Source organism: Subtercola boreus (assembly GCF_003399635.1).
GTDB lineage: Bacteria > Actinomycetota > Actinomycetes > Actinomycetales > Microbacteriaceae > Subtercola > Subtercola boreus_B.
Genome location: NZ_NBXB01000001.1, coordinates 1 through 24,261, shown reverse-complemented (window position 1 = coordinate 24,261; position 24,261 = coordinate 1). Strand labels below are relative to the sequence as shown.

Annotated in this window: 29 protein-coding genes and 1 pseudogene; 16 read left to right on the top strand and 14 right to left on the bottom strand. The window is 67.8% G+C overall.

Annotated elements, in window-relative coordinates; all coding sequences use genetic code 11:
• Positions 1 to 3: 3 nt before the first annotated feature.
• Together B7R22_RS00140 and B7R22_RS00135 are read right to left on the bottom strand one after the other, a co-directional pair.
• A complete protein-coding gene (locus tag B7R22_RS00140) occupies positions 4 to 657 on the bottom strand; it encodes a heme oxygenase (biliverdin-producing) (protein ID WP_116409817.1) in 654 nt (217 codons plus the stop codon).
• 29 nt (positions 658 to 686) lie between these two features.
• On the bottom strand, positions 687 to 998 hold the full coding sequence (locus B7R22_RS00135; protein ID WP_116409816.1) for a DUF2470 domain-containing protein: 312 nt from the start codon (positions 996 to 998) through the stop codon (positions 687 to 689).
• Between the two features lie 109 nt (positions 999 to 1,107).
• Here B7R22_RS00135 and B7R22_RS00130 point away from each other — a divergent pair, with 109 nt between their 5' ends.
• Positions 1,108 to 1,626: a DinB family protein gene (locus tag B7R22_RS00130; protein ID WP_116409815.1), complete on the top strand. Its 519-nt coding sequence runs from the start codon at positions 1,108 to 1,110 to the stop codon at positions 1,624 to 1,626.
• Between the two features lie 5 nt (positions 1,627 to 1,631).
• On the opposite strand, the gene B7R22_RS00125 is transcribed toward B7R22_RS00130, so the two are convergent.
• Positions 1,632 to 2,300, bottom strand: a complete 669-nt coding sequence (locus B7R22_RS00125; RefSeq protein WP_116409814.1) for a dienelactone hydrolase family protein — start codon at positions 2,298 to 2,300, stop codon at positions 1,632 to 1,634.
• Positions 2,297 to 2,842, bottom strand: coding sequence for an SRPBCC family protein (locus B7R22_RS00120; protein ID WP_116409813.1), 546 nt, complete (start codon positions 2,840 to 2,842; stop codon positions 2,297 to 2,299). Before B7R22_RS00120 ends, B7R22_RS00125 begins: the two co-directional genes overlap by 4 nt.
• A 79-nt stretch (positions 2,843 to 2,921) precedes the next feature.
• On the opposite strand from B7R22_RS00120, the gene B7R22_RS00115 reads away from it, so the two are divergent.
• Positions 2,922 to 4,253: an MFS transporter gene (locus B7R22_RS00115; RefSeq protein WP_147305255.1), complete on the top strand. Its 1,332-nt coding sequence runs from the start codon at positions 2,922 to 2,924 to the stop codon at positions 4,251 to 4,253.
• A 17-nt stretch (positions 4,254 to 4,270) separates the two neighbouring features.
• Here B7R22_RS00115 and B7R22_RS00110 read toward each other — a convergent pair whose 3' ends face one another.
• Both B7R22_RS00110 and B7R22_RS00105 read right to left on the bottom strand, forming a co-directional pair.
• A complete protein-coding gene (locus B7R22_RS00110) occupies positions 4,271 to 6,739 on the bottom strand; it encodes a phosphoketolase family protein (protein WP_116409811.1) in 2,469 nt (822 codons plus the stop codon).
• Positions 6,740 to 6,771: 32 nt separating this feature from the next.
• Positions 6,772 to 7,116, bottom strand: a complete 345-nt coding sequence (locus B7R22_RS00105) for a hypothetical protein (RefSeq protein WP_116409810.1) — start codon at positions 7,114 to 7,116, stop codon at positions 6,772 to 6,774.
• 119 nt (positions 7,117 to 7,235) lie between these two features.
• Here B7R22_RS00105 and B7R22_RS00100 point away from each other — a divergent pair, with 119 nt between their 5' ends.
• On the top strand, positions 7,236 to 7,877 hold the full coding sequence (locus B7R22_RS00100; protein WP_116409809.1) for an alpha-ketoglutarate-dependent dioxygenase AlkB: 642 nt from the start codon (positions 7,236 to 7,238) through the stop codon (positions 7,875 to 7,877).
• Here B7R22_RS00100 and B7R22_RS00095 read toward each other — a convergent pair.
• The 4 genes from B7R22_RS00095 to B7R22_RS00080 all read right to left on the bottom strand — a co-directional run bounded on the left by B7R22_RS00095 (position 7,834) and on the right by B7R22_RS00080 (position 10,908).
• Complete coding sequence (locus tag B7R22_RS00095) at positions 7,834 to 8,295, bottom strand: hypothetical protein (protein ID WP_116409808.1); 462 nt, start codon at positions 8,293 to 8,295, stop codon at positions 7,834 to 7,836. The genes B7R22_RS00100 and B7R22_RS00095 overlap by 44 nt on opposite strands.
• A 66-nt stretch (positions 8,296 to 8,361) precedes the next feature.
• A complete protein-coding gene (locus B7R22_RS00090) occupies positions 8,362 to 8,970 on the bottom strand; it encodes an RBBP9/YdeN family alpha/beta hydrolase (RefSeq protein WP_216363337.1) in 609 nt (202 codons plus the stop codon).
• A gap of 40 nt (positions 8,971 to 9,010) precedes the next feature.
• A complete protein-coding gene (locus tag B7R22_RS00085) occupies positions 9,011 to 10,237 on the bottom strand; it encodes a sensor histidine kinase (protein WP_147305254.1) in 1,227 nt (408 codons plus the stop codon).
• 17 nt (positions 10,238 to 10,254) lie between these two features.
• Entirely contained in the window at positions 10,255 to 10,908 is a 654-nt protein-coding gene (locus tag B7R22_RS00080; RefSeq protein ID WP_147305253.1) for a response regulator transcription factor, read from the bottom strand.
• Positions 10,909 to 11,022: 114 nt separating this feature from the next.
• Between B7R22_RS00080 and B7R22_RS00075 the strand changes: the two genes are divergently transcribed.
• From B7R22_RS00075 to B7R22_RS00060, 4 genes are all read left to right on the top strand, one after another.
• Complete coding sequence (locus tag B7R22_RS00075) at positions 11,023 to 11,736, top strand: hypothetical protein (protein ID WP_116409804.1); 714 nt, start codon at positions 11,023 to 11,025, stop codon at positions 11,734 to 11,736.
• Positions 11,733 to 12,845, top strand: coding sequence for a peptidoglycan-binding protein (locus tag B7R22_RS00070; protein ID WP_116409803.1), 1,113 nt, complete (start codon positions 11,733 to 11,735; stop codon positions 12,843 to 12,845). The genes B7R22_RS00075 and B7R22_RS00070 overlap by 4 nt, the downstream gene beginning before the upstream one ends.
• Positions 12,842 to 13,603, top strand: coding sequence for an ABC transporter ATP-binding protein (locus tag B7R22_RS00065; protein WP_116409802.1), 762 nt, complete (start codon positions 12,842 to 12,844; stop codon positions 13,601 to 13,603). Before B7R22_RS00070 ends, B7R22_RS00065 begins: the two co-directional genes overlap by 4 nt.
• 110 nt (positions 13,604 to 13,713) lie before the next feature.
• Entirely contained in the window at positions 13,714 to 14,832 is a 1,119-nt protein-coding gene (locus B7R22_RS00060) for an ABC transporter permease (protein ID WP_172582122.1), read from the top strand.
• 143 nt (positions 14,833 to 14,975) lie between these two features.
• Here the strand turns inward: B7R22_RS00060 and B7R22_RS00055 are convergent, their stop codons facing one another.
• Positions 14,976 to 15,542: an NAD(P)H-dependent oxidoreductase gene (locus B7R22_RS00055; RefSeq protein WP_116409800.1), complete on the bottom strand. Its 567-nt coding sequence runs from the start codon at positions 15,540 to 15,542 to the stop codon at positions 14,976 to 14,978.
• A 122-nt stretch (positions 15,543 to 15,664) separates the two neighbouring features.
• On the opposite strand from B7R22_RS00055, the gene B7R22_RS00050 reads away from it, so the two are divergent.
• The 4 genes from B7R22_RS00050 (at position 15,665) to B7R22_RS00040 (ending at position 18,060) form a co-directional block, all read left to right on the top strand.
• Positions 15,665 to 16,288: a TetR/AcrR family transcriptional regulator gene (locus tag B7R22_RS00050; RefSeq protein ID WP_116409799.1), complete on the top strand. Its 624-nt coding sequence runs from the start codon at positions 15,665 to 15,667 to the stop codon at positions 16,286 to 16,288.
• Positions 16,289 to 16,329: 41 nt separating this feature from the next.
• Entirely contained in the window at positions 16,330 to 16,818 is a 489-nt protein-coding gene (locus tag B7R22_RS20390; RefSeq protein ID WP_437184118.1) for a siderophore-interacting protein, read from the top strand.
• The gene (locus B7R22_RS20385; protein WP_437184117.1) at positions 16,815 to 17,123 is read left to right on the top strand and encodes a siderophore-interacting protein; all 309 of its coding nucleotides are present in this window, start codon (positions 16,815 to 16,817) and stop codon (positions 17,121 to 17,123) included. The genes B7R22_RS20390 and B7R22_RS20385 overlap by 4 nt, the downstream gene beginning before the upstream one ends.
• A gap of 130 nt (positions 17,124 to 17,253) precedes the next feature.
• Positions 17,254 to 18,060, top strand: coding sequence for a ferritin-like domain-containing protein (locus tag B7R22_RS00040; RefSeq protein WP_116409798.1), 807 nt, complete (start codon positions 17,254 to 17,256; stop codon positions 18,058 to 18,060).
• Here B7R22_RS00040 and B7R22_RS00035 read toward each other — a convergent pair.
• Positions 18,042 to 18,941, bottom strand: a complete 900-nt coding sequence (locus tag B7R22_RS00035) for an SDR family oxidoreductase (RefSeq protein ID WP_116409877.1) — start codon at positions 18,939 to 18,941, stop codon at positions 18,042 to 18,044. The two genes, B7R22_RS00040 and B7R22_RS00035, sit on opposite strands and share 19 nt — an antisense overlap.
• Positions 18,942 to 19,061: 120 nt before the next feature.
• On the opposite strand from B7R22_RS00035, the gene B7R22_RS00030 reads away from it, so the two are divergent.
• The 4 genes from B7R22_RS00030 (at position 19,062) to B7R22_RS00015 (ending at position 22,869) form a co-directional block, all read left to right on the top strand.
• The gene (locus B7R22_RS00030; RefSeq protein ID WP_116409797.1) at positions 19,062 to 19,628 is read left to right on the top strand and encodes a TetR/AcrR family transcriptional regulator; all 567 of its coding nucleotides are present in this window, start codon (positions 19,062 to 19,064) and stop codon (positions 19,626 to 19,628) included.
• Positions 19,629 to 19,731: 103 nt separating this feature from the next.
• Entirely contained in the window at positions 19,732 to 21,060 is a 1,329-nt protein-coding gene (locus tag B7R22_RS00025) for an ABC transporter substrate-binding protein (RefSeq protein WP_116409796.1), read from the top strand.
• Positions 21,057 to 22,037: a carbohydrate ABC transporter permease gene (locus tag B7R22_RS00020; RefSeq protein WP_116409795.1), complete on the top strand. Its 981-nt coding sequence runs from the start codon at positions 21,057 to 21,059 to the stop codon at positions 22,035 to 22,037. The genes B7R22_RS00025 and B7R22_RS00020 overlap by 4 nt, the downstream gene beginning before the upstream one ends.
• 10 nt (positions 22,038 to 22,047) lie before the next feature.
• Positions 22,048 to 22,869, top strand: a complete 822-nt coding sequence (locus tag B7R22_RS00015) for a carbohydrate ABC transporter permease (protein WP_253258786.1) — start codon at positions 22,048 to 22,050, stop codon at positions 22,867 to 22,869.
• 15 nt (positions 22,870 to 22,884) lie between these two features.
• On the opposite strand, the gene B7R22_RS00010 is transcribed toward B7R22_RS00015, so the two are convergent.
• Complete coding sequence (locus B7R22_RS00010) at positions 22,885 to 23,394, bottom strand: GNAT family N-acetyltransferase (RefSeq protein ID WP_253258785.1); 510 nt, start codon at positions 23,392 to 23,394, stop codon at positions 22,885 to 22,887.
• A 119-nt stretch (positions 23,395 to 23,513) separates the two neighbouring features.
• On the opposite strand from B7R22_RS00010, the gene B7R22_RS00005 reads away from it, so the two are divergent.
• Positions 23,514 to 24,008 (top strand): GNAT family N-acetyltransferase, encoded by a 495-nt coding sequence (locus B7R22_RS00005; protein ID WP_116409794.1) that lies wholly within the window; start codon positions 23,514 to 23,516, stop codon positions 24,006 to 24,008.
• 70 nt (positions 24,009 to 24,078) lie between these two features.
• On the opposite strand, the pseudogene B7R22_RS19405 reads toward B7R22_RS00005, so the two are convergent.
• Positions 24,079 to 24,261, bottom strand: a pseudogene (locus tag B7R22_RS19405) (HNH endonuclease); the annotation flags it as partial.

Below are 24,261 nucleotides of genomic sequence, written 5' to 3'. Positions count from 1 at the left end.
GGGTCAGGCCGCAGCGACTGCCTTCGCGTGGGCGAGGTCGAGGAAGAGGTCGGTGTTGAAACCGTACGCGGCGACGACCTCGTCGATGACACGCTCGCGCTCGTTGTCGCTCCAGCCGACGGCGTCGAGCTGGGCACGGTAGGTGTCCTTGAACTCCCGCGGTTCGGCGATGTCGGCGAAGAGGTAGAAGCCGACGCCGTTCGTCTCGAAGCCGAACTGGCGCTGCATCAGGGTGCGGATGAACTGGCCGCCCGAGAGATCGCCCAGGTACCGGGTGTAGTGGTGGGCGATGAACCCTCCGCTCCACGTCGCCCCGACCTCGTTGATGCGGGCCACGTAACGGGCTGTCGTCGGCAGCGGCGTGATCTGCTCCGCCCAGTCGTCGCCGATCAGGAAGCGCAGGTCTTCGGTGATCGCCGGCAGCCGCGTCAGCTTCGGTGAGATGAACGATGCCGCCACGGGGTCGTTCTTCATGCGCTCGGCGGCAGCCTCAATGGCCTCATAGATGAAGAAGTGCTGGGCGACAACCGCGATGTAGTCGTCGCGGTTGCCCTTGCCGTTCATGAGGTCGGTCATGAACCCGGCGCTCTCACTCGCGCCGCGCCCCGACCAGGTGCGCTCGCGGAGGGCCTGCGAGAAGGGGATCACATTCGACACAGCGACTCCTAGGTTAGGTTGCCCTTACCTTACCCGACGTGGTCGCGCGCAGGAAGACCGAGGGCCGAGGATGCTGCGTCGTAGAGCGCCACGATCTCCCGGCGGACCTCGCCTCGGGTGGCGATCGTGCCGGCGGGCCACGGGATGACCACCTGAACCGTCTCGTCTTCGGGGACCAGCCACGCTGTCCACGTGCCCCCGACCGTGTCGAGGTCGACCATGGCGGCCCGTTCGGCATCCGGCGCACCGAAGGCCCGCACGATCACGAGGTTGTCGTCGGGGTGGTCGTTGTTCATGTGGGAGAGGATGGCAGCCACGACATCGGGTTCGAATGCAGTCATGGGGGCAACCGTAGCGGAATCGGCCCGGTGTGTCCGGGTTGGCAGGAAGTCGTCGGGCGCTGGCCCGAACCGGGACGCGCTGCGGCTGGCGGCTTCATAGGATGAGCGCATGACTATCGTTCCCGACACGAAGAACTGGACCTGGGTGCTCGAGCGCGAATGCTCCGAATGCGGTTTCGACTCGGGGGCGATCACGCTCGATGAGGTTCCCGGCCTGGTCAGGGAGAATGCGGCGGCCTGGCCAGCCGTGCTCGTCCGGCCGGGAGTCGGCGACAGGCCGGACGCGTCGACCTGGTCCGATCTCGAGTACGCTGCGCACGTGCGCGACGTGTTCCGGATCTTCCGGGGGCGACTCGAGCTGATGCTGGCCGAAGACGATCCGGCCTTCCCAAACTGGGACCAGGACGCGACGGCGCTCGAGGAACGCTACAGCGAGCAGGACCCGGCGACCGTCTTGCGCGAACTGACCGAGGCTGCCGAGAAGGCCGCCCGAGCGTTCGAAGCCGTACCCGGAGGCTCGCGGCAGCGCACCGGTCGCCGCGGCGACGGCTCGTCGTTCACGGTCGAGAGCCTCGCCTGCTACTTCATCCACGACCCGGTGCACCACCTCCACGATGTGAGGGGCTAGGGAGTTCAGTCAGTCAGCTGCTCCTGCAGGAAGTTCGTCGACCGGGCGAACGCCAACGCAGCAGCGTTCTTGTCGAGGCGCTCGATCAGGGTTGCGTTCGCGAAGATGTCGTTCGTGCCGATGTAGGTGTGCCGAGTGACCGGCGTTCCCATCTCCTTCAGCCGGCTGACGAACTGGTCGGCTTCGGTGCCGGTTCCCCACTCGCCGAGGTCGGAGTAGTTCAGCAGCACGGGGCAGGGCAGGATGCCCGATTCGCTCTCAGCCAGGCCCCCGGCGTACGAGACGACGGCGTCCGCCGAGCCTGCCTGCCCGGCCTGGAGCCCCAGCCAGCCGCCGACCTCGAACCCGAGGATGCCGACTTTCGCCCCCGCCGACGTGGAGGTGGCCGCCGAGCCACCCCGCCCGAGCTCGATGGCATCGTCGAGGGTCGCCAGCGCGAAACCCAGATCCAAGCCACCGCGCAGCTCGTCGGCGCTCGGCCCGTCGATCGTGGCGAGTCCGTTGAAGAGGTCTGGAACGACGACGAAGAACCCACGGTTCGCCAGTGCTGTGGCGTAGGACTCGAGGTAGGGCAATCGACCGAAACGGTCATGGACGATCACCACGCAGGGATTGCCCGGCGTGCCGAAGGTGAGGGGCCAGCCGGGGGAGGGGATGTCGATGAACGCGCTCACGACTCATCCGGCGGGGCGACCTCTGCGGGGCGGGATTCGGCGACGGCGGTGAGGGCGGCGGCCATGCCACGACGCATGTACTGCATCCAGAGCGGGCCGATGACGCGTTTCACGAGAAACCGTCGACCGGGCAGCGGGCGGTAGCCGTACGTCCACATGATGTGGGTGCGGCCTGTCGAGCCGGGTGCGTAGGTCCAGCGGGCGATGCCCTCGGAGACGATGCGGCTGAGGATGCCGGTGAACAGCGTGACGTCGTAGTCGAAGTGGCCCGCGGCATCCGGAGCGGTCGTTCCCGGGCGCTCGTAGCGCACGATCTCCTCGCGGAACGAGCCGCCGTCGGAGAGCTTCACGGTTCTGGATGCCCCGGGGTGGTCGTAGTCGCCGCCTTCAAAGTCGACCGTGTCGACCACGGCGGGGAGCACCTTGAGGTACCCCTTGAAGAGGGTGCTGTCGTCACGCGGAACGACGATGTCGAACGCGACGTCGGGTGGCGAGAAGCTCACTCCGACCACAGTGAACATGACCAGTTGCTCGCGCTCCATGAGACTCCCACCAGGCGTTGTCGGTTGGTCAACTCTACTTCGCCCGCCGTCCGAACGGCCTGTCGTCTAAACTGGAGCCGTGGCCCCGAGTGGCCGGCAGGCTCACCTGCCTTCGGGGCAGGGCGGTGAGGGTTCGTTGGTCTCGTCGGATTCACTGCGCCGGGGGGAGCGCCCGCGGGAGCGCCTGCGCGTGTTCGGGTCGTATGCCGACATTCTGGGCGTGCCCGGATCGTGGCAGTTCACGCTTGCGGGCTGGCTCGGTCGGTTCGCCCGTTCGACGAGCGGAATCGCGACCATCCTGCTCATCTCCGCGCAGACCGGCAGCTTCACTCTGGCAGGCGCCGTTGCCGGAACCATCGTGCTCGGTATCGCGGTGGGTGGCCCGTTGTGGTCGCGGGCGGCGGATGCGCGGGGCCAGGCCCTGGTGCTGCCGGTCAGCCTCGCCGCCACCGTGGTCGCGGCAGCGGCTCTCGCCCTGACGATCGTGCTCGGAGCCCCGGTATGGAGCTGGTTCGTGTGTGCGTTCGCGCTCGGGGCAGGCTCCCTCGACATGGGTTCTCTCGTTCGGGCGCGCTGGCGTCGAGTGCTGGAGTCGAATGAGAGCCGGCACACCTCGCTCGCTCTCGAGGCGGTCAACGACGAACTGGTGTTCGTGGTCGGCCCACCCGCCGTGACGCTGATCGCCGCGACAGCGGGACCGCTTGCGGGATTCACGGCGGGGGTGCTCGTGACGCTGGTCGGAGGGGTCGCCCTGTGGATGCAGCGCAGCACCATGCCGCCGGTGGTGCCGGTCCCGCCGCCTGCGATTGCTCTGCCTCTGCCTCTGCGGCAGCGCTTCCGCCTGCCCGCCGGTGTGCTCGGACTGCTGCCGGTCTACCTCGGAGTCGGGGTGGTCTTCGCCTCGGTCGATGTGGGAGCGATCAGCATCTCCCGCCAGGCGGGGGAGCCGTGGCTCACGGGTGTCATCCTGGCTGTCTTTGCCACCGGAAGTGTCGTGGCGGGGTTCGCGTTCGGGCCGCTGAGCGCCCGCTGGGCACCGGCCCGCCGGGTGCTCGTGGCGACGCTCGCCTACACGGTGGTGGTGCCGTGCCTGCTCGTGCTCCAGACGCCGGTCGCGCTCGCGAGCCTCATCTTCGTCGCGGGGCTGGTCACGACTCCGGTGCTGATCTCGGGCACCTCGCTCATCGCCGGGCTGGTCGAAGATTCCCGGCTCACCGAAGCGCTCACCTGGCCCTCTATCGGGCTCTCGGTCGGGGTCACGCTCGGCGGCGCCGTGGTCGGAGCCGCGATCGACCGCGGTTCGGCCTACAGCGCATTCGAGGTCGCAGCGTGGGCGGCGCTCGTGGTCGGCGTGTTCGGTGTCGTCGGCGCTCTCAGCGAGCGGCGCCGGCCGGCGACCTCCGCTCGCTGAGCCACAACCGGGCTGCGCTACGCGACCGCGTTGTCGTCGCCGGTGTCGTCGGCCGTCGTGCTCTGCTGCGAGATGCCGACGCCACCGCCCCGCCCCCAGCTCCATTCGGCCACCTCGGGGATGTCCTCCCCGTGCTCACGGGTGTATGCCCGGGCGCGCATACGGGCATCCTGCATCTGCTGGCGGAGCGTGGCTGCGCACACGGCAAGCCCGGGAACCCGATCGATCACGTCGATGACCAGGTGATACCGGTCGAGGTCGTTCATCATCACCATGTCGAACGGCGTTGTCGTCGTGCCCTCCTCCTTGTAGCCGCGCACGTGCAGGTTGTTGTGACCGATGCGCCGGTAGGTCAGACGGTGGATGAGCGACGGATAGCCGTGATAGGCGAACACCACGGGTTTCGTGGTGGTGAAGATCGTGTCGAATTCCGGGTCGGGCAGCCCGTGCGGATGCTCGGTGGCGGACTGCAGGCGCATCAGGTCGATGACGTTCACGACGCGCACCGCGAGGTCGGGGAGATGCTCGCGGAGCAGGGCCGCCGCAGCCAGCGTCTCGAGGGCGGGCACATCGCCGGCACAGGCCAGCACGACGTCGGGCTCCTCGCCCTGCACCTCGGTGCCGGCCCAGTCCCAGATGCCGAGACCCCGGGTGCAGTGCGCGACGGCTTCGTCCATCGTCAGCCAGTTGGGAGCGGGCTGTTTGCCCGCCACGACGACGTTGATGTAGTCGACCGACCGGAGGCAGTGGTCGTAGGTCGACAGCAGGGTGTTCGCGTCGACCGGAAGGTAGATGCGCACCACATCGGCCTTCTTGTTCACCATATGGTCGATGAACCCGGGATCCTGGTGGCTGAAACCGTTGTGGTCCTGGCGCCAGACATGGGACGAGAGCAGGTAGTTCAATGAGGAGATCGATCGTCGCCAGGGAATCGAACGGGAGACCTTCAGCCACTTCGCATGCTGGTTTGCCATCGAGTCGATGATGTGGATGAACGCCTCGTAGCAGTTGAACAGACCGTGCCGCCCGGTCAGCAGGTAGCCCTCGAGCCAGCCCTCGCACTGGTGCTCCGACAGCATCTCCATGACCCGCCCGGCTCTGGCGAGGTGTTCGTCCACAGGCCAGATCGCGCTGTTCCACTGTTTGTCGGTGGCTGCATAGACACCCTGCAGGCGGTTGGATGCCGTCTCGTCGGGCCCGAAGATCCGGAAGTTGTCAGGGTTCTGTTCGATCACCCCCGCCAGCCAGTCTCCGAGGATCCGGGTCGCCGATTCGCTCGTCGCCCCGGGGGAGGGAACCTCGACGCCGTGCTTCCGGAAGTCGGGCAGGTCGAGCTCCTTTCGCAGCACGCCGCCGTTGGCGAACGGGGTGGCGCTCATGCGCAGCTCGCCGGCCGGTGCGAGCGAGGTGATGAAGTCGAGAGGTTTGCCCGACTCGTCGAAGAGTTCCTCGGGCTTGTACTTCTGCATCCAGTCTTCGAGGATGCGCGTGTGCGCTTCGGTGTCCCTCGCATTCGCCAGCGGAACCTGGTGTGCGCGCCAGGTGTTCTCGACGGGGAGGCCGTCGATCTCGGCCGGGCACGTCCAGCCCTTCGGGGTGCGGAGGATGATCATCGGCCAGTTCGGCGTGCCCTCGAGTGTTCCGTCGGCGGCCTGCTGCTTGATGTCGGCGATCTCGTTCAGCACGAGGTCGAGGGTCTCGGCCATCCGTTCGTGAACGAGGAGTGGGTCTTCGCCGTCGAATCCACCGGAGACGAGGTGCGGGTTGTGCCCGTAGCCGCGCATCAGGGCGAGAAGCTGCTCCTCGGGCATCCGGGCCAGCACCGTGGGGTTGGCGATCTTGTAGCCGTTGAGGTGCAGGATCGGCAGCACGACGCCATCCTGGGCGGCATCCAGGAACGTATTCGAATGCCAGCTGGTGGCAAGCGGGCCCGTCTCGGCCTCGCCGTCGCCGACGACACAGGCGACGAGCAGATTCGGATTGTCGAATGCGGCACCGTAGGCGTGGGACAGCGAATACCCGAGTTCGCCTCCCTCGTGGATGGAACCCGGGGTCTCCGGTGCGTTGTGGCTGGGTATGCCGCCCGGGAACGAGAACTGACGAAAGAGTCGTTGCATGCCCTTCTCGTTCTGCGTGATGGGGGAGTAGACCTCGCTGTACGTGCCGTCGAGCCAGGCGTTTGCGACCATCCCAGGGCCGCCGTGGCCGGGCCCGGTGATGTAGAGCGTGGCCTGGTCGCGCTGCTGGATGATGCGGTTGAGGTGTGCGTAGACGAAATTCAGCCCCGGGGTGGTGCCCCAGTGCCCGAGCAGGCGCGGTTTGATGTCGTCCCGGCTGAGCGGCTGCCGCAGGAGCGGGTTGTCGAGCAGGTAGATCTGCCCGATCGAGAGGTAGTTGGCAGCACGCCACCAGGCATCGACTCGCCGGAGCTCCTCGCCTTCGAGCTTCTGCGGTTCGAGGTGCGGCCAGGTCGTGGGGGTGTTCATGGGAACCTTCCTTCGGGCGTTGCCGGGATCTTCTAGGTGGTTGTCTGGGATGCGGCGAGAACGAGCACACTGCCGAGTGCGACGAGGGCCATCAGGATCATCAGTGCCGCAAGGATGCCGAGCCGGGGTCGTCCGCGGCGGGTGAGCAATTGCGTGATGACCATCGCGACGTAGAGCAGCACGACGATCACGAGCGCGACCGCCGCGAGCCCGTGCGGGGCGAACGACATCAGCGCGAACAGCATCACGGCTGCAATCAGGGCGAAGAGGCCGCCGACGACCAGCCAGATGCGACCCGTCGACGTGGTCAGCGAGGGTTGGCTCGTGACCTTTGTCGGGTCGAGGTCGGGTGGTCGGTCGGAACCGGGGTTCGTCATTCCTCCGGTCTATCCCACTGGAGGTCCGGGCGATACCCCTCCCCCCGACTCGACGCCCGCTGTTTACGCCTGTGCGCGGATCTCTAGAACACATGTTCGAATGTCTGTAGGCTGGCGGGATGAGCATCGCATTCCAGTCCTCCCTCTTCGACGACATCGACGCCGAGCCCGAACTCGAGACGCTCGGTGACTCCGTGCGCCGCATCGTGCTGGGCGTGGGTGCCTGGCTCGACATCCGGCCCGGGTGGGTGACGAACTCCGACGCGCTCTTCGAGCGCCTGGCGCAGCACGTTCCGTGGCAGGCAGACAAGCGGGAGATGTACGACAGGGTGGTCGAGGTGCCGCGGCTCGTGTCGTGGTTCGGTCCGGAGGCGACGTTTCCCGACCCGGTGCTCGAGCGCGCTCAGAACGACCTCAACGATCACTACCGCCGCCCGGCAGACCAGGTCTTCGAGACCGCAGGCCTGTGCTTCTACCGCACCGGAGACGACAGTGTGGCGTGGCACGGCGACCGCGTCGGCCGGGCGATCAACCGGGACACCATGGTGGCGATCGTCTCGGTCGGGGCGGCGCGCACCCTGTCGCTGCGTCCGAAGGGCGGAGGAGAGGTGCAGCGGTTTCCCGTCGGTCATGGAGACCTGCTCGTGATGGGCGGCAGCTGCCAGCGAACGCACGAGCACGCCATCCTCAAATCGAAGCAGGCTGTCGGCCCGCGCATCAGCATTCAGTTCCGCCCGTACTGGAAGCGGCTGTCGGCGTGAGGGCGTAGTCCGCGGGGTGGAGGATCGTCACGCCGCGGGTGTGGCTGAGGAGCTGTGCTCGGAGGCGCACCCCGCGACGGGAACAGTTCTCTGCGATGGACCGAGCCCAGGCCTGGTCGAGCTCGGTCAGTTTGCCCTTGCCGGGGCGCTCCCACACCAGCACGATCTGCACTGCCGCCACCTGATGGAGCACCCCGGCGAGGTGCCCGACGAGCACGTCGGTCTGCGCACGATCCGGTACCCGGGGCAGATCGTCGAGCGGGATCACGACCGGCAGCTGGTCGTCGTCGTGATCGAGGAACATCAGCCACAGCTGGCGGTGGCCGGCGGTGCCGATCAGGGCGAGCACGCGGTCTTCGATCTGGGCATCGGTGGTGAGCGGGGTTCGGTGGGCCGTGGCGGCCAGAAGAGTGTTCATACCGAGAAGAATGGCCCGGTCATCCACCGTCCGGGCGGCTGCCCGCGGGATCTGTGGAGAAGTGTGTCAGGAAGCGCTCTGGGGAGGAGAGGTTCGGAACGAGGGTGGCACCGCCGGGCGACCGGCTGCCGTGAGAACGAACTCATCGAGCATCCGCCGCCCCTCCGGCCAGGCCTCGAGGCCGCTTGCCGCATTGATGTGCCCCAGCGCGCCGAGCACCCGCGGAACCGCACCCCACGCGCGCGCGAGTTCGAGCGCCCGCCCGGTCGAACAGTACGGATCATCAGTGCTGACCAGCACTTCCGCTGGAACGACGAGCCGGATGTCGTCGGTGTGGTCGAGGCCCGTGATGATGTCGCTGGCGATGCCGCGCCGGTCGGGCGGCGCCACGAGGAACAGCCCGGCCACCCGCGAGGAATTTCGTGCCGCCCAGTCCACCGCCACGAGGCACCCGAAGCTGTGCGCGACCAGAACCGCGCGCTCGCAGCCATGTAGGTCGGCCGCGACATCGAGCGCCCGGCTCCAGTCGGCCGGGTCGTGGTCGTCCCACGAGGGCGGTGCGATGCGCACGGCGACGGGCAGTTCCGCCTCCCAGAGTGTCTGCCAGTGCTCCGGGCCCGAACTCCCGCTACCGGGAACGATGGTGAACAGCATCCGGAACCTCCTGTCGAGCACGTACGACCATTCTGGTACGCGGAGTGCTCGCGAGAACGTTCTACTCGAAGCGGGGCAGCACGACTTCGGCGCGCATGCCGCCGCCTTCCCGTGGCTGGAGGCGCAGTGTGCCGCCCAAAGAATCAGCCGCCGATGTTGCGATGGCCAGGCCGAGGCCTGACCCGGGCGTGACGCTGACCGAGCCCCCGATCTGGTTGGCGAGCCGCGTCGACGCACCACGGTGGAACGGTTTCAGCAGGTCGGACACGGGTTCCCCGAGGATGTCGCCGGTGTTCGTGATGACGAGGATCGCGGCATTCGGTCGCTCTTCGCACTCGATCGTGATCGACCCTGCGTAGTGGTTGTAGCGAATCGCGTTCGACAACAGATTGGTGAACAGCAGCTCGAAGAGCGAGGTGTCGATCACCGCTGTGATCGATGCCGGGCAGGCGTTCAGCACGACGATGTCGCGAAGAAGGGCCTGGCCGGCGTACGCTTCGATCTCGCTGCACACCAGAGGGAGGATCCGCTGGGAGCTCTTCGAGGGGCGATCGGCGTTCTGCACCCCAGCGAGCGTGAGGAGTGACGAGATCAGCGACTCGCTCCGCTGGTTCGCGCGGAGCGCCCGCTCGATTCCGGTTCGCACCTCCGGGGAGACGGACGGTCGTCGAAGCGCCACCTCGAGGCTTGTTCGAATCACGGCGATCGGAGTCCGCAATTCGTGGGAGGCGTTCGCGATGAACACGCCCTGCGACTCGAAGGCGACCTGCAGTCGGGCGAGCATGTCGTCGAAGGTGTCACCGAGTACGCGGATCTCGTCCCGGGGACCGGCCAGAGCGAGCCGATCTGTCAGGTCGTGTTCGGAGATGTTCTGGGCGAGAGCGGTCACGTCCCGGATGCGGCGAAGCGGTCGACCCGCCAGCCACCAGGCGACCGCGGAGCCGAGGCCCGAGAAGACGGCGAGCGAGAGCGCCGACCACAGAACCAGTCCGTTCAGCACTTCGTCCCGGGTGGCGGCCTGGGCATCGGCGACGATCGAAAAGGTAGCCACCAGGTCTGAATTGCGCGACGATCCGTCGCCGCTCTGGACGATCCATGAAGTGGCGGACGGGTCGGACACCGCGGACGGATCGATCATCTCAGCCGGTGTTATGACGAACCCGTTGGCGAGCGAGCGATCGAACAAGGCCGAGACGACACCGTATTCGATGATCAGCAGCGCAGCGGCCGCGACAACGAAGACGGCGAAGAACACGAACGTGAGGCGGAGGCGGAAACCGGGTCGCACAGTGAACCGACCACCGCTCACGGTTGTCCCAGCCGGTAGCCGAGACCGTGCTGGGTCTCGAGAGGGTCGGGTTGCCCGAGCTTTCTGCGGAGGGAGTGGATGACCGCCTTGACCGCACCCCTGGACGGTTCGGAGTCCACGGGCCACACGCGATCGGCAAACTCGGAGAAGGGCACCACCCGGCCTGCCGATGCCAGGAGTACGCGCAGACAGTCGAACTCCTTGGGCGCGAGTTCGATCGGTCTGCCTGACCGAGTCACCCGCCGGGCCGCAGAGTCGAGGGAGAGGTCTCGCCAGGTCAAGTCGAGTGCCGCGCTCGCCTGCCGCCGCTCGACGGCACGGAGCCGTGCGAGCAGGTCGTCGAAGCCGAATGGCTTCGTGATGTATTCGTCGGCACCGAGGTCGAGCCCTTCGACACTCGCACCCGGTAGTGACGCGGCGGTCACCATGATGATGCGAGCCGGATGCCGCAGGGCGGTCAGGGCGCGGCAGACGCTGTCGCCACTCAGCAGGGGCAGGTCGCGGTCGAGGAGTATCACGTCGAAGGAGAACGCTTCCGCGAGCGACAACGCGGAGGCTCCATCGTAGGCGACCTCGACCACGTGCCGTTCGGCGCGGAGACCCTCGGCAACGGAATCGGCGAGGTCGGTCTCGTCTTCGGCTATCAGCACACGGAGCAATCTAGCGATCCATTCATGAGAAGAACATGAGAAAGTTTCGGCTAAATTACCACTGGTCGGTCATCTAGAACGGTTGAGAACCCACAGAAAAAAAGGAACTCCGTCATGAAACCCCTCCGACACGTACCACTCCTCCTGGTTCCGTTCGCACTTGTCGCCGCATTCTCGCTGGCGGGCTGCAGCTCATCGGGCGAGACCGCTGCATCCGCGCCAGCCAATTCGCCCGAGGTCGCCCGGGCCTACGCCGACTGCCTCACCGGCGAAGGTATCGACGGGGTGTTCGTCAACGATGCGAATTTCGTCGGGGTGAGCGTGGAGGCCAAGCCGGGCGGGAGCGGCGAGGCGGGGGATGGCGGCGACTCCAGCATCTTCATGGATGCCTCCGCCGACGGTGCCTATGGTGAGGCAGAGAAAGCATGTTCCGCGCGATTGCCCGAGTACCACGCCGAAGTCTTCGACGAAGACCCCGTGGTCGCGGCCCAGATGATCGAACAGAGCCGCGCGTTTGCTGCCTGCGCGCGGCAGAACGGTCTCTCCGACTTCCCTGACCCCGACGGAGCGACTGAGGGCACTCTGCTGGTACCCGAGGGCACGACCAAGTCAGCGTTCCTTGCTGTGGTCACGGCGTGTGCTCCAGCGTTCGGGCAGGGCACCCAGATCGCCGACCCGAGCGTCGACGCCAACGCTCAGGCAGGTCAGGGACAGACCTTCAGCATTGCGATGCCCCAGTTCGGCGGAGCCTACGACAAAGCCTGGGCCCCGGAGGTCACTTCACTCTTGTTCGCCGCTCTTGAGCCGGCCGAAGGCACCGGACAGTGAGCACTCATCCGGTTGTGCGGATAGCGGGTGTCGCCGCTGTCGGCCTCCTCCTCGGGGGAGGACTCGTTGCCGCGCTCTGGCAGCCATGGGCCGGTGCTGGCAGCAGCCCCGAAGCGCCGCGTCAGACCGCAGTCGCCGAACGCACCACACTCTCCGCCCATCTCATCCTGAATGCATCACTGGAGTATTCGGCGCCGACCGTGCTGGTCGGGGTCGGTGGAACCCTCACCCGGCTACCGCAACCGGGTGAGGTCGTGGGCGTCGGGCAGGCACTCTACGAGGTCGACGGGCACGCGGTCGTCGCGTTCCGGGGAGCGCGGCCACTCTGGCGATCTGTCGAGAGCGGAATGAGCGACGGGCCCGACGTGCAGCAGGTGGAGCAGAATTTGGCCGACCTCGGCTTCGGCGACGGACTCACGATCGACAACACGTTCACGGCGGCGACCGAACGGGCGATCCGTGCATGGCAGAAGGCGGCCGGCAGGGAGAGGAGCGGTGTCATCGAACAGGCAGACGTGGTGATGGTCTCGGCGCCCGCCGTCAGGATCAACGCGATCAGCGCCCTCGTCGGGGCCAGTGCGGCAGGCCCCGTCCTGTCGTACACGGAGCCGGGCATCCACGGCCGAATGAAGGTGACGGCAGCGCAGCTGACGCAACTGGCCCCCGGGATGGCCGTCACGGTCAGGCTGCCGAGCGGCGTGGAGACTCCCGCGACGATTGCTGCGCTCGACCCGGAAGGGGTGGCCACGACTGATCCGGCGAAGACGACGACGCCGACTGCGCGCGTCGAGTTCCCCGACCAGTCGCTCCTCGAGGGTCTGGGGCTTCCTGCGCTGCGTGTGACCGTGGGAACAGGAGGCGCCGAGAACGCCCTTGTGGTTCCGGTGACGGCACTGGTCGCGCTGGCCGGTGGCGGATACGGCGTCGAGATCGTGGATGCGGCCAGCCCTCCTGCCAACTCCCCCGACAGCTCTCCGGCAAGCGCTTCCGTGCCTGCCGGTTCCCGCTCGCGCACCGTGCCCGTCGAGATCGGTCTTATCGCCGACTCGCGTGTACAAATCACGGCAGGCGACCTCCACGAGGGCGACAGGGTGGTGGTTCCCGGATGAACGGCGAATCCATCGAGGCGGAGACTGTCCTCGAACTCGCCGGGGTCAGCCGGAGCTTCGGTGGCGCGGTTCCCGTCAGGGCGGTCGACAATGTGAGCCTCACGGTTCGGGCCGGCGAGATCGTCGCGCTGGTCGGTTCGTCGGGCTCAGGGAAGAGCACACTTCTGGCACTCATGGGCGCGCTTGATGTTGCAGACCACGGCGCGGTGCGAATTGCAGGACATGACGTATCGGGCATGACGGACGCGCACCGCTCGGCAGTACGTGCACGGTTCGTCGGTTTCGTCTTCCAGCAGTTCTTTCTACTGCCCACCCTCAGCGCTGTCGAGAACGTCGCACTCGGGCTCCTCTATACGGGAACGGATGCCCGTACCCGGCGCTCTCGGGCTGCTCTCGCCTTGGAGAGGGTGGGACTCGGTGCTCGCCTCGCACATCGCCCGTCGCAGTTGTCAGGCGGAGAGCAGCAGCGGGTCGCTGTCGCGCGGTCGCTCGTCGGGGAACCCTCGCTCGTGCTTGCCGACGAACCGACGGGGGCGCTCGACTCCGTCTCTGGCGCCAGAGTCATGCGGTTGCTCCGATCGGTCGCCGGCGCAGGCACGGCCGTCGTCGTGGTTACGCACGACCGTGAGATCGCAGAAGCACTGGATCGTCGCATCGTGCTGAGCGATGGGCGGATTCTGAGCGACGAGACGCGACGGGTTGATGCGGCGCACGCCGCGGGCGTCGGTTGTCTGCCCGAACCAGAAGGGAGCGTCTGATGGGAGAGCTTCGTGCTCCAACGGGAGGGTGTGTTGCTCCCTCACGCCTCAGACACCTCGATGCCTGGCGTACCGCCCTCAGCGGTATCCGATCACGTTCCACGCGGTCGTTGCTCTCCTCCCTCGGCATCGCCGTGAGCATTGCCGCACTGACCGCCATACTGGGGCTCTCGGCATCGAACCAGGCAGATGTCCTAGCTGACCTCGACGCACAGGGTGCCAACCTCGTGGTCGTCACGCCGGTTGCCGGGGTCGACGGCGAGGCCGCCGAGTTGCCCTCCAGTGCGCCCGCGATGATCTCACGCATGCCAGCGGTCGAATCGGTGGCGGTTCTCCGGTCCGTTCCCCGCGAGGTGCATGCCTACCGGAACGACCTCGTGCCAGCGGGGGAGTCGAACGGGCTGACGGTCGCGGCCGTCGACCCCGGGTACTTCGATGCCGTTGGTGCAGAGTTCGGCCAAGGGGAATCGTTCAGCGAGGGTGGGCGTGCCCTCCCCGAGGTGGTGCTGGGGTACGAAGCGGCCCGTCTTCTCGGTGTGGACCAAGCCAATCAGCGCATCTGGGTGGGCTCCGAGTGGTACGCGGTCTCGGGCATCCTCGACCCACGGCCGCGGGTAGCCGGCCTCGACACCTCCGTGCTGCTCGGTGACGTCTGGGCCGAGCAACGGCTCTGGTCCGATCACGACGCCTCGCACATCATCTCGATGACGATGAGGGTGGGAGCGGAGAGCCTCGACACGGTTCGCCGGATGCTCGCACCGACTGTCGACCCGTCCAACCCTCGCACTGTGAGTGTGTCGAACCCGTCAGCACTGGTCTCGACGAGGGCCATTGTCGACGACAGCATGTCGGTGCTCGTCGCCGGTCTGGCAGCCGTCGCTCTGCTGGTCGGCGCCATCGGAATCGCCAATACCATGGTGGTCGCGGTGCTCGAACGTCGCGGAGAGATCGGCCTGCGACGGGCACTCGGGGCCCGCGCGAATCACATCGCCCGGCAGTTTCTCCTCGAGTGCATCGTCTTGTCCGGGGTGGGAGGCCTGGCCGGGTGGGCTGCCGGAGCGGTCGTCGTGGGAGTCGCGACAACAGTTAGTGGCCAGGCGTTCGTGCTTCCGCTTTATTCGGCGGGCCTGTTCCCAGCCGTCGCCGTGATCGTCGGAGTGTTGGCCGGTCTTCAGCCCGCCACGCGCGCAGCGCGCGTGCCGCCCACGACCGCGCTTAAGGCCGGGTGAAGTCGCGCGCTGCCTGAGCAGAGTGACGGCACGGACAGGCGATCCCCCGATACAGAGGCGGCCCCGGGCGCGCCGACGTGGGTCGGGCATCCGGGGCCGCAGTGTCGCTGGGGTGGAGGCGGGGGTGAAGGCGGGGGTGCGGGTTACGCCGCAGCCTTCACGGAGACAGCGGCGACGACGTCACGCACGACGGCCTCGAGCTGGGCGACGACCTCGGCGTCGTCCTTCGGGTGGATCTCCGCGAAGCGCACGACGGAGCCGGGGATCGCGAGCTTGATCTCCTCGAGCACCGAGGCGCCGGCGATGGTCAGAGCCTTGCGGGCCTCGTCCTGGGCCCAGACGCCGCCGAACTGGCCGTAGGCGCTGCCGATGGCGGCGACCGGCTTGCCTGAGATGGGGCTCGAGCCGAAGGGGCGCGAGGCCCAGTCGATGGCGTTCTTCAGCACGGCGGGGATGGTTCCGTTGTGCTCGGGGGTGATGACGAGCACGGCGTCGGCCGCGGCGACAGCATCGCGGAAGGTGGTGGCCGCGGCGGGAACGGAGCCCTCGACGTCGATGTCCTCGTTGTAGAACGGGATGTCGGCGAGGCCTTCGAAGATGGTCAGGTCGACTCCCTCGGGGGCGACGCCGATGGCGGCCTCTGCGAGCTGGCGGTTGGTTGATCCGGTGCGGAGGCTTCCGACGAGAACGAGGATCGAGGTGTCTGACATTGTTTCTCCTGAGAAAGGGCGGCTGGGGTGTCAATGGGTGCAACCGGACTGTGGTCCGGTTATTCCCGGCTTGTCCACTTTTCTTCGCGGGGCCCCCGCGGCCCAGGTGCTACGGTCGAGGGATGGATGCCCGGCCGCTGCCGCCACGGCCTCTGCTCGTGGGGGAGCCTGCCGTTCCGCCGCGTGCCGACGCCGAGCGCAACCGCGCCCTCGTGATCGCCGCCGCCCGCCGGATCCTCGCCGAGCGGGGGGTCGACGGGCTGACCATGGACCTGGTCGCGTCGGAGGCCGGTGTGGGCAAGGGCACCGTCTTCCGGCGATTCGGATCCCGAACCGGGCTCATGCTCGCGCTGGTGAACGACATCGAGACCGATTTTCAGCGACGGTTCATGAGCGGCGAACCACCACTCGGGCCGGGAGCGTCCCCGACCGATCGTCTCGTAGCCTTCGGTCGCGAGCGGATCGCGATGCTCGAGGTGCAGGGCGACCTGCTGCGGGCGGCCGAGGATCGCCCGGACGAGCGATATGCGTCGGCCCCACGCTCGGCGAGCGCACTGCACATCCACATGCTGTTGAACCGGGCGGGTTACGACGGTGACTCGGCCGTGATGGCGTTCAACCTGCTCGCGAGCCTCGACGCCACGTTGGTGCTCTACGAGAACCGCAGCCAGAACGTCACGATGGAGCGGGTGGCCGACGGCTGGGAGGACCTCGTTCGCCGGGTCACGGCACCCCGGGCATCCTGAGGCGGCTTGTCAGGCTTGCCTTACTTCGAAGGAGCAAGCCGATGACATTCCCGACCCCGACCCCGACCCCGACCCCATCCCAGACCCAGCGCCCTGCGCGCCCGCAGATCACCCTCGCCGTCGTGCGCCGCGAGCAGCTCAGCCCCCACCTTGTTCGCATCGTGCTGGGCGGCGACGAGTTCGACGCGTTCCAGGCGAACGACTCCACCGACAAATATGTCAAGATCGCGTTCGCCGCACCGGGGGAGCTGCCGGTCACGCGCACCTACACCGTGCGGGAGGTCGACCCCGTCGCGCGCACGCTCTCCATCGACTTCGTGGTGCACGGCGACGAGGGACTCGCCGGGCCGTGGGCAGCTGCGGCAGAGCCCGGCGACCTGCTGACCTTTGCCGGCCCGGGTGCCGGTTACGCGCCCGATCCCGCTGCCGACTGGCATCTGTTCGCCGGCGACCAGTCCGTCCTGCCCGCCATCGCATCTGCGCTCGCCGCCTGCCCCGCACTGCTCGCGGCCTCGCGTTCGTGGAGGTGACGGATGCCGCCGACGAGCTGGTTCTGGATGTTCCGGCCGACGTGACGGTGGTCTGGATCCACAGCGCCCCCGGTCTGACGCTCGCAGCGGCAGTCGACGGCGCCGACTGGCTCGCGGGCCGGCCGCAGGTGTTCGCGCACGGCGAGCGGGAGTCGATGAAGGAGCTCCGCGATGTCTTCAAGCGCCGCGGCGTGCTGCGCTCGGAGCTGTCGCTCTCGGGGTACTGGGCCGCCGGCCGCACCGAGGACCGGTTCCAGGCCGAGAAGCGCGAACCGGTGGGGGTCATCGCGCCTGTCTCTGACTGACCACGCCTTTCCATATCGAAAAGCGTGCAATTCATATCGATATTCGATAGTTTGAGGCCTGCAAGTGAATGGCAGGCCCTCCTCGATCGCCACCCGGCCACCGAGGACCTGCCCGACGACAGGAGACCGGATGCCCACGCCCACACCTTTCCAGACGCCAGACTTCGGCATCTGGGACGCCTATTTCGAAGCCAATACCGCGAGACACGATCGGCTGGATGCGCTGATTCCCTGGCAGTCGGTGTGCCTGCTCCCGCCCGCCGACGTGGTGGCGATAGCGCGCTCGCTGCAGCGCTTCGAGCTCGGCGAGAGCGGTGAGGGCCAGGGGCTGCTCGGCAAGGCAGCACGCCGCCACGACCCCGCGTACGAATCGGCGCTCATCCGCTTCATCGGCGAGGAGCAGAAGCATTCCGCGCTGTTCGCCGCCGCTCTGGAACGGTTCGGTGAGAGCCGGTTGACCTCGCACTGGTCGGATGCTTGCTTTGTCGTCCTGCGCCGAGTACTCGGCCTCCGCACCGAGGTGACGCTGTTCCTCATCGCAGAGACGACGGCGATGGAGTACTTCGGAGCGCTCAGCCGGTCGAGCGATCCGGTCATCCACGGCGTGGCGCGCCGGGTGCTGACCGACGAGGTGGAGCACGTGAAGTTCCAGATCGACCAGCTGCGGGCCGGTTTCGCGCGCACTCCCCGGGCGGCGCGGATGCTCGCGGCCGGCGCCGCATGGATCGTCGCCGTCGGTGCGGCCACCGTGCTCGCGGTCGACCACGGTGCCGCGATGCGCGCCCTGGGGCTCTCGCCGACCGTGTTCTGGCGACGGGCGCTCGGCCAGTTCGGGCGAGCCGTTCCCGCGGCCTTCCGTCTCGGGGCCGAGCCTCCGGCGTTCGGCCCCGGGGTGGAGGCCCGCGAGTACTTCGCGGGCTACGCGCGGCGGGTGTAGTAGCCGGCCTCGAGTTCGGCCACCAGGCCGGGGTGGGTGGGCGACCAGCCGAACCGCTGCTGGGTCAGCACGCTCGAGGCGGACATGTCGAGCCCGAAGAACATGCCGATCCAGCCGAAATGGCTGGCTGCGGCATCCGGAGCCACCGACTCGGCCGGCACACCGAGCTGGCGTCCGATGGTCTCGGCGATCTCGCGGGCGCTGATGCCCTCCTCTCCCACCGCGTGCACGATCGCGCCGGCTTCGGCCTGCTCGAGTGCCAGACGCACGAGCCTGGCGGCGTCGCTGCGATTGACGGCCGCCCAGCGGTTCGACCCGTCGCCGACGTATCCCGAGACGCCGCGATCGCGCGCGACACCGGCGATCGTCGACATGAAGCCGTGGTCGCCTTCGCCGTGCACGGTGGGGGCGAATCGCAGCGAGACGGGGCGAACACCGCGCGAGGCGTACTCGAAGGCGAAGTTCTCGCCGCCGCCGCGGGGAGCATCGGGGCCGACCGCGGGTGACGGGTCGTTCTCGGTGACGGCGCGGCCCGGGGTGAGGCCGGCGACTCCGGCGGCGAACAGCAGGGGGCGGTCGGAGCCTGCGAGGGTGTCGCCGAGCGCGGTGACGGCGGCCCGCTCGGTGCGCCCGGCGCCTGCCATGTCGCTGAAGTCGTGCTTGAAGCCGAGGTGGATGACGCCGTCGGAGTCGGCTGCGCCGGCCTTCAGGCTCTCGAGGTCGTCGAGGCTCCCGGCGAGCGGCGTGACACCGGCCGCGGTGAGGGCGTCCGCCGACGCCTGGCTGCGGGCGAGTCCGGTCACGGTGTGGCCGGCATCCAGAAGCTCGGGGACGACGGCTGAGCCGATCCAGCCGGAAGCGCCGGTGACGAATACGCGCATGATGTTCTCCATTCCTCCGGCTCGTGGGCCGGACATCCATGTCAGTTGCTGACATCAGAACCGTAACACGCGATGTCAGTCACCGACATCGTTTGTTCGCCCGATTGCTAGACTGGATAGATGGGACGATGGAAACCGGGCGCCGAGGGCCGCCTGATGCAGAGTGCCATGGAGCTGTACGTCGAGCGGGGATTCGAGCAGACGACCGCGGCGGAGATCGCCGAGCGGGCCGGGGTGACCGAGCGCACCTTCTTCCGCTACTTCGCCGACAAGCGCGAGGTGCTCTTCGGGGGTGCGAGTGAGCTGCAGCGAATTGTGCTGGAAGCGATCGAGGCCGCGCCGACCGAGGCGTCGCCGGTCGATGCGGTGCTCGCCGGGATGTTCGCGGGGGCAGAGCGCATCGGCGGCAACCGCGATTGGTCCTGCCAGCGAGCCGCGTTGCTCGCGGCGAACCCCAGCCTGATGGAGCGGGAGCTGCTCAAACTGTCCGCGCTGGGGGAGGCGGCCGCGGATGCCCTCCGCCTGCGCGGGGTCGCGGCCCTTCCGGCTCGGCTCGCTGCCCACACCGGGGTCAGCGTGTTCTCGATCGGGTTCGACACCTGGGTGGGCGCCGATCCGCCCGGCGATTTCGCCGAGTGCATCCGCATGGCGCTCGCGGAGCTGCGCGAGCTGACCGCGGCATCCTGACGGATTCTGCGCGGCGCGCAAGCCCTGTCGGAGTCCGGGGCGCGCGGGTGAGACTGCTTGTCTCGCACACGCGCACGCACACGCGTACTCGGAAGGATCCCCCATGGAGCTCACTCGACGCCAAATCCTGATCGGTGCGGCGGCCGCATCCCTCCCGCTCCTCCTCGCGGGCTGCGGGTTCGCGCCCCCCGCGACCACGTCGGGCGGCGGAGCAACCGGCTCGGGCGGCTCGGGCGCCACGGGCACCCTCACCTTCACGACCTGGGGCACCGACGCCGAACTGGCGGGCTTCAAGTCGGCCATCGACCGGTTCCAGCAGGCGAACGCCGGGGCGACCGTCTCCCTGAACTCCGTTCCCTACGGCCAGATGTTCACCAACATCGATGCCCAGCTGCAGGCGGGCAACCCGCCGGACATTTTCCGCGTGCCTTACTACACGTTCGGCAGTTACGCCGGGCGCGACCAGCTCCTCGACTTGAGTAGCTACCTGCCCGCAGGCTTCAGCGATGCGTTCACGCCCGCGGCCTGGGCTGCTGTGCAGAACAGGAAGACCCCATACGGTGTTCCCCACCACACCGACACCTCGGTCATCCTGTACAACAGGGCCGCCCTCGAGACGGCCGGCATTACCTCGATTCCGACCACCCTCGACGACGCGTGGAGCTGGGATGAATTCGGCTCCGTGCTGCAGAAGCTCCGCGGATCCCTGCCGGCTGACAAGTATCCGTACGCCGCGAACTGGCAGGGCAACGGCGTCACCCGCTGGCTCAGCTGGCTGTTCGAATCCGACGGTGCGTTCCTGAACGACGACCTCGTGACCCCGGCGATCGACTCGGACGCCGGCCGCAAGGCGGTCGACTACACGAAGAACTTCTTCAGCTCGAATTTCGTGCCGCAGAACAACTCGGTCAAGTCGACGACCCTCGCCAGCGACATCTGGTACGCCCAGACCTCGGCGATGGTGTCGGCGGGTGCCTTCCTGGTTCCGGATGCTACGTCGACACTCGACTTCGAATGGGGAGCCACGTTCTCCCCCCGTAACGTGCGCTCGGCGGGAGACTTCGGCGGCAACGCCCTGGTCGCCACCAAGGCCACGGCGAACCCGGAGCTCGCCAGCGCGTTCCTGCAGTTCGTCACCCAGGAGGAGGAGATGCGGCAGTTCTGCGCGGGAGCCTCGCTGCTGCCGACCCGCGCCGACCTCACGGCGAGCGGGATCGACTTCGCGGTGCGCCCCGAACTCTCGCCGGTGTTCGTCGGCCAGGCGTCGAGCGTGCAGGCCAAGGACTCCGGGCAGGTCACGTCACCGTCGATGTCGAAGATCATCACGGTGCTGCAGGACCAGCTCGAGCAGGCCTTCGTCGGCGGCCAGAGCACATCCGACACGCTCGCCGCGATGACGTCGGGGATCGCGGCCGCGACGGCCGGGTCATGACCGCTGCCGTCGGCCTCGGCGCGGGGGCTGCCGCCGCTGCTTCTGCCGCGCCGGGTACCCCCTCCGCAGCGGGCGCCCGCACGGCGAGCCCCCGGCGCCGCGGCCGCAGTCGTGCCCGCGAGACCCTTGCCGGCTACGCCTTCCTCACACCGAACCTCCTGCTGCTCGGCCTCTTCGTCATCGTGCCGCTGGTCTCGGCTGTCGTCATCAGCTTCCAGCGCACCGACGGATTCGGTACCGGAACATTCACCGGGATCGACAACTACGCCCGACTGGCGACAGACCCCGTGTTCTGGCGTTCGACCATCAACACCGCTCTCTTCACGGCGATCGTCACGCCGCTGTCGATGCTGCTCGGCCTCGGGGCGGCCGTGCTGATGAACTCGGTGCTGCCGGCGCGGGGGCTCTTCCGCAGCATCCTGATCCTGCCGATGGCGATCTCCGGAGTCGCGACGGCCCTCATCGGTGTGCTGGTCTTCGACCAGAACAACGGGGTGCTCGACAAGCTGCTCAAATTCGTCGGTCTGCCCGCGGTCGAATGGCAGTCGGGCGGTGCCGCCGCCTTCGCCTCCGTGGTCATCGTGACACTGTGGTGGCGGGTGGGCTTCAACATGCTGATCTACCTGGCGGGCCTGCAGGGGATCAGCCCCGGGCTCTACGAGGCGGCCCGGCTCGACGGGGCCGGTGGTTGGCAGCGTTTTCGGTTCGTGACCGTTCCCCTGGTCGGTCCGTCGTCGTTCTTCTTGCTGATCATGAACGTCATCTACTCGTTCCAGGTGTTCGACATCGTCTTCGTCCTCACGGGCGGAGGGCCCCAGAACGCGACATCCGTTCTCGTGACCTACGCCTACAACAACGGGTTCGTCACCCGGGACCAGGGCTACGCGGCCGCCATCGGAGTCGTGCTGCTGGTGATCACGCTCGTCTTCACCGCCGTGCAGTGGCGGGTCAGCCGAACCCGCGACCTGGTCGATTAGGAGAGCCGCCGTGACCGAAACGCTCCGCTGGCGCATGGTGCGCGTCGCCCTCGCCGTCATCATCTCGATCATTGTGATCTTTCCGCTCTACTGGATGATCGTGGTCGCCTTCTCGACCCGCTCCGACCTGCTCGGCGGTGAGCTCCGCCTCTGGCCCGAGAACCTCACGTTCGCGAACTTCGAGCGGGTGTTCGCGGCCTTCCCCATCGCGACCTGGTTCGGCAACTCGACCGCGATCGCCGTCAGCGTGGCGATCATCACCGTGACCGTCAACCTGCTGGGCGGGTACGCGCTCGCGGACCTGCGCTTCCGGGGCTCGACCGTGCTGTTCCTGATCGCGCTCGCGACGCTGATGATCCCGGTGCAGGTCATCATGGTCCCGCTCTTCGGGCTGGTCACCGGGCTCGGGCTCTACGGCAGCTACTGGGCCGTCATCCTGCCGACGGCCGCCTCGGCGTTCGGGCTCTTCCTGGCCCGACAGTTCATCCTCGCCATTCCGCGCGACCTGATCGAGGCGGCACGGATGGACGGGGCCGGCAACTGGCGGGTGTTCACCCGAATCATCCTGCCGCTCTCGAAACCACTGATCGCGGTGCTGTTCTTCATGAGCCTTCTGCAGACCTGGAACGACTTCGCCTGGCCGCTGATCGCTCTGAAGCAGAACGCGCTGTTCACGCTGCCGATCGGGTTGCTCTACCTGCAGGGCCAGTTCGGTGCGGACTACGGCGGAACCATGGCCTTCGCGCTCATCAACGTGTTGCCGATGGTGGTGCTGTTCCTGGTGTTCCAGCGGTACTTCGTGCAGGGCTTTGCGCGGAGCGGGATCCGCTGAGCCCGGCTTCGGCACTCAGAGTGCCTTGCGCATCTCCATCTCGCGCTGGTGCGGGTTCAGGATGTACGGAAAGAGCACTCCCGTGGCGATGTACCCACGGCGCTCGTACGCTGCGATCGCCCGCGCGTTCTCCGTGTGCACGTGCAGGTAGAGGGCATCGGACTCGCTGCGCGCCCACTCCTCGATGCCCTGGAGCAGCAGATCTGTGACACCCGACGCGCGCCCGCGATAGTCGGGCGTCACGTAGACGCCCACCAGCATCGGACCCACCGGATCGCGGTACCCGCCCATCGTGCCGACCCACCGCCCGCCCGCGCTCTCGTCGATCGCAACCAGTGCCGTACCGCGCGGGTTCTCACCCCGGCGGGCCCGCTCGCGCCACGCCGCCTCCCCGAGTGACTCGGCGGCCGCGAGCGTCTCGCCGAAAGCGATGGGCGTGTCCGCGAGCATCTCGAGCCGCAGCGTGCGCACCGCGGCCCAGTCGCTCTCTGCGGTGCGGCGCACGGTGATCGACGGGGTGTTCACCCACCCAGCCTAAACTCGCGCGGCCTCGCGTGCTGGGGCGGGTTGGTCGGCTGTGCGGAGCGGGCTGGTCGGCTGTGCGATGCGTGGGGCAGACGGGGGAGCCTCGAGGATGAGCGAAAATGGATCCTGTGACCCTGACAATCCTGCCCACCGACTGGAACCACCCCGACGGCGAGACCCTGCGCCGCGCCCAACGGGACGAACTCGACACCCGGTACGGTGCCGACACAGAACCGGGCGTGAAGCCGTCAGCCGACGACATCGCAGTGTTCCTGGTGGCCCGCGACGAGAACGGTTCGGCCGTGGGCTGTGGTGCGCTCCGGATGCTCGGACCGTCCGAAGCCGAAGTGAAGCGGATGTTCGTGGTGAAGGCCTCGCGGGGAAGCGGCGTCTCGACGGCGATCCTCCGAGCCCTCGAAGCGGAGGCCGCCGCGCGAGGAATCACGACGCTCAAACTCGAAACGGGCCCCGCCCAGCCCGACGCCGTGCGCTTCTACACGCGAGAGGGATACACGCGCATCCCCCTCTTCGGCCACTACGTGCACTCGGAAGGATCGCTCTGCTTCGCCCGCGACCTCCCCGCCGCCGCGGGCTCGGTCGCCGCCTCCGTCTGACGCGCCGAGCCCTGCCCGTGCTGCAGGAGCGCCTCTGTTCAAAACTCTCCTGGATCTGGCGGGGCCCCTGTCAGAAGGGTGGTGGTGTGGTGGGTCTGTTGTCGAACCGGATGGTGGGTGGTGCGATGGGTGGTGCGATGGGGGTGGGTTCGACGGTGTATTCGTGTCCGGCGGGTGAGGTCCAGGTGATGGTGCCGTGAGGTGCTTGTTCTACCGACCATTCGGTGTGGTGTTTGACTTTGTGGTGGCTGCT

Bases quoted from the DNA above. Each gene is read 5' to 3' on its own strand.
- B7R22_RS00135 (WP_116409816.1), bottom strand. From the start codon at position 998: ATGACTGCATTCGAACCCGATGTCGTGGCTGCCATCCTCTCCCACATG.
- B7R22_RS00130 (WP_116409815.1), top strand. From the start codon at position 1,108: ATGACTATCGTTCCCGACACGAAGAACTGGACCTGGGTGCTCGAGCGC.
- B7R22_RS00120 (WP_116409813.1), bottom strand. From the start codon at position 2,842: ATGGAGCGCGAGCAACTGGTCATGTTCACTGTGGTCGGAGTGAGCTTC.
- B7R22_RS00110 (WP_116409811.1), bottom strand. From the start codon at position 6,739: ATGAACACCCCCACGACCTGGCCGCACCTCGAACCGCAGAAGCTCGAA.
- B7R22_RS00105 (WP_116409810.1), bottom strand. From the start codon at position 7,116: ATGACGAACCCCGGTTCCGACCGACCACCCGACCTCGACCCGACAAAG.
- B7R22_RS00100 (WP_116409809.1), top strand. From the start codon at position 7,236: ATGAGCATCGCATTCCAGTCCTCCCTCTTCGACGACATCGACGCCGAG.
- B7R22_RS00095 (WP_116409808.1), bottom strand. From the start codon at position 8,295: ATGAACACTCTTCTGGCCGCCACGGCCCACCGAACCCCGCTCACCACC.
- B7R22_RS00075 (WP_116409804.1), top strand. From the start codon at position 11,023: ATGAAACCCCTCCGACACGTACCACTCCTCCTGGTTCCGTTCGCACTT.
- B7R22_RS00065 (WP_116409802.1), top strand. From the start codon at position 12,842: ATGAACGGCGAATCCATCGAGGCGGAGACTGTCCTCGAACTCGCCGGG.
- B7R22_RS00055 (WP_116409800.1), bottom strand. From the start codon at position 15,542: ATGTCAGACACCTCGATCCTCGTTCTCGTCGGAAGCCTCCGCACCGGA.
- B7R22_RS00050 (WP_116409799.1), top strand. From the start codon at position 15,665: ATGGATGCCCGGCCGCTGCCGCCACGGCCTCTGCTCGTGGGGGAGCCT.
- B7R22_RS20390 (WP_437184118.1), top strand. From the start codon at position 16,330: ATGACATTCCCGACCCCGACCCCGACCCCGACCCCATCCCAGACCCAG.
- B7R22_RS00040 (WP_116409798.1), top strand. From the start codon at position 17,254: ATGCCCACGCCCACACCTTTCCAGACGCCAGACTTCGGCATCTGGGAC.
- B7R22_RS00035 (WP_116409877.1), bottom strand. From the start codon at position 18,941: ATGCGCGTATTCGTCACCGGCGCTTCCGGCTGGATCGGCTCAGCCGTC.
- B7R22_RS00030 (WP_116409797.1), top strand. From the start codon at position 19,062: ATGGGACGATGGAAACCGGGCGCCGAGGGCCGCCTGATGCAGAGTGCC.
- B7R22_RS00025 (WP_116409796.1), top strand. From the start codon at position 19,732: ATGGAGCTCACTCGACGCCAAATCCTGATCGGTGCGGCGGCCGCATCC.
- B7R22_RS00020 (WP_116409795.1), top strand. From the start codon at position 21,057: ATGACCGCTGCCGTCGGCCTCGGCGCGGGGGCTGCCGCCGCTGCTTCT.
- B7R22_RS00005 (WP_116409794.1), top strand. From the start codon at position 23,514: ATGGATCCTGTGACCCTGACAATCCTGCCCACCGACTGGAACCACCCC.